1 protein-coding gene and 1 pseudogene are annotated in these 2,796 nt (G+C 65.2%); one reads left to right on the forward strand and one right to left on the reverse strand.

What is annotated here, in order from left to right; all coding sequences use genetic code 11:
* Window positions 1–110: pseudogene (locus tag K728_RS20930) on the reverse strand (oxidoreductase); the annotation flags it as partial.
* Window positions 111–141: 31 nt separating this feature from the next.
* On the opposite strand from K728_RS20930, the gene valS reads away from it, so the two are divergent.
* On the forward strand, window positions 142–2,760 hold the full coding sequence (gene valS, locus K728_RS19110) for a valine--tRNA ligase (protein WP_035747805.1): 2,619 nt from the start codon (window positions 142–144) through the stop codon (window positions 2,758–2,760).
* The last annotated feature ends 36 nt before the right edge of the window (window positions 2,761–2,796 follow it).

Here is a 2,796-nt window from a genome sequence, read left to right on the forward strand (position 1 = left end):
ACCCGCCACCCCTGGGCCGCGAGCAGGCGGACCGTGGCCTGCCCAATGCCGGTGCTGGCTCCGGTAACAACTGCTGCTCGCTGCGCTGGCGTGATCTGGGTGGAAGTCATGGATCCAACTTATCGTGAAACAATTGCCGGTATGGCTGAACACACTCCGGGCACAGACACGCCCGCAACAGTAAATGTCCCTGACAAACCGGTTCTTGAGGGTCTCGAGTCCCGGCTCGCCGCACAGTGGCGGGCGGATGGTACCTACACCTTCGACCCCGAGACGTCCCGGGCGGAGGTGTATTCGATTGACACTCCCCCACCCACGGCATCAGGTTCGCTGCACGTAGGCCACATGTTCTCGTACACCCAGACCGACGTCGTCGCCCGGTATCAGCGGATGCGCGGCAAGAACGTGTTCTACCCGATGGGGTGGGACGACAACGGTCTGCCCACTGAACGCCGCGTCCAGAACTACTATGGTGTGCGCTGCGACCCGTCGGTCGCCTACGACGCCGGCTACACCCCTCCCGCTGAGCCGCCCAAGAACCAGCGCGACTTCGACGCCGTCTCGCGCCGGAACTTCATTGAGCTGTGCGAGGAGCTCGCGGTCCAGGACGAACTGGTGTTTGAAAACCTGTTCAGCACCCTCGGCCTCTCGGTTGACTGGAACCTGACGTACCGCACCATCGACGACACGTCCCGTGCCGTCAGCCAGCGCGCGTTCCTGGAGAACCTCGCCGGCGGCGACGCGTACCTTGCCGAGGCTCCCACCCTCTGGGACGTCACGTTCCGCACGGCAGTGGCACAGGCCGAACTCGAAGACCGGGAACAGCCGGGCGCCTACCACCGGATCGCGTTCCACACCCCCGGTGGGGAGAAGATCTTCATCGAATCGACCCGCCCGGAACTTCTGCCCGCCTGCGTGGCGTTGGTGGCGAATCCCGACGACGAGCGGTACCAGCACCTGTTCGGCACCACTGTCACGTCGCCGCTGTTCGACGTTGAGGTTGAAATCAAGGCGCACCCGCTGGCGAAGCCCGACAAGGGCACCGGCATTGCCATGATCTGTACCTTCGGTGACCTCACCGACGTCATCTGGTGGCGTGAGCTGCAGCTGCCTACCCGCGCCATTGTGGGCCGCGACGGCCGGATCCGCTCGGAAACCCCCGAGTGGATCAGCACGGAGAAGGCACAGGAAAACTATTCGGCAATCGCCGGGAAGACCGTTTTCAGCGCCAAGGAAGGCGTCGTTGCCTTGCTGCGCGCCAGCGGGGAGCTGGAGGGCGAGCCGAAGAAGGTGGTCCACCCGGTCAACTTCTACGAGAAGGGCGACAAGCCGCTCGAGGTTGTCACCAGCCGCCAGTGGTACCTCCGGAACGGTGGCCGCGACGAGGCCAAGCGGGAGAAGCTCATCCAGCGCGGCCGGGAGATCGACTTCCACCCCGCGTTCATGCGGTCCCGGTACGAGAACTGGATCGAAGGACTCAACGGCGACTGGCTGGTCTCCCGGCAGCGTTTCTTCGGCGTCCCGATTCCGGTCTGGTACCGCCTCGACGCCGACGGGGAGCCTGACTACGAGGCTCCGATCGTGCCGACCTACGAGTCCCTTCCCGTGGACCCGGCAGCCGAACCGGCTCCCGGCTTTGAGGAGACCGCCCGCAACCAGCCGGGTGGTTTTGTCGGCGAGAACGACGTGCTGGACACGTGGGCGACGTCGTCGCTGACGCCCCAGATTGTGGGCGGCTGGCCGAAGAACCCCGACCTGTTCGCGAAGGTCTTTCCGTTCGATCTTCGGCCGCAGGGCCACGACATCATCAGGACCTGGCTGTTCTCGAGCGCCGTCCGCGCCGATTCGCTGCAGGATTCGGCACCGTGGCGCCATGCCGCGCTGTCCGGCTGGATCCTGGACCCGGATCGCAAGAAGATGTCCAAGTCCAAGGGCAACGTGGTGGTCCCCACCGACGTGCTCGAGGAATTCGGGGCCGACGCCGTCAGGTACTGGGCCGCCTCAGCCAAGCTGGGCGCCGACACGGCCTATGAGATTGCGCAGATGAAGATTGGGCGGCGGCTGGCCATCAAGCTGCTGAACGCGTCGAAGTTTGTGCTGAACCTTGGTGCCACCGAGCACACGGTCCTCACCGATGACACCTCGGTGGTCACGAACCAGCTGGATTTGTCCCTGCTGGCTCAGCTGGGACAGGTCATCGACGCGTCGACTGCCGCGTTCGAGAAGTATGACTACGCCAAGGCTCTGCAGCTCAGCGAGACGTTCTTCTGGTCCTTCACGGATGACTACGTGGAGCTCATCAAGGACCGCGCCTACGGTGCTGCCGGTGAGGCCGAGCAGGCGTCGGTACTGGCCACCCTCGCGACCACTCTCGATGCGATGCTGCGGATGTTCGCGCCGTTCCTGCCCTTCGCTACCGAGGAGGTCTGGAGCTGGTGGCGCAGTGGATCGGTGCACCGGACCGAATGGCCGACGTCGGGCCACCTCGCCGGAACCATCCGCACCGCCGACACCGGCGTGTTGGGCACAGTGGCGCTCGCCCTCGGCGGCATCCGCCGGTCGAAGTCCGAGGCGAAGGTGAAGCAGCGCACCGAGGTGCTCAGCGCCGTCGTCAACGGCTCTGCTGCGCAGCTGCGCCAGCTCAACGCCGGCCTGAACGATCTGCTGGCGGCAGGCAATGTGCGCGAGCTGCACCTGACCGAAGCCGAGGGTGAGCTGTCGGTGTTCGAGGTGGAGCTGGCTCCCGTCGAAGCAGTCTAGCCTGCAGCTGACGCAATCCTGAAAGAGGGAGTCCCC

The sequence above is a fragment of the Arthrobacter sp. CAL618 genome, from assembly GCF_000468215.1.
GTDB lineage: Bacteria > Actinomycetota > Actinomycetes > Actinomycetales > Micrococcaceae > Arthrobacter_D.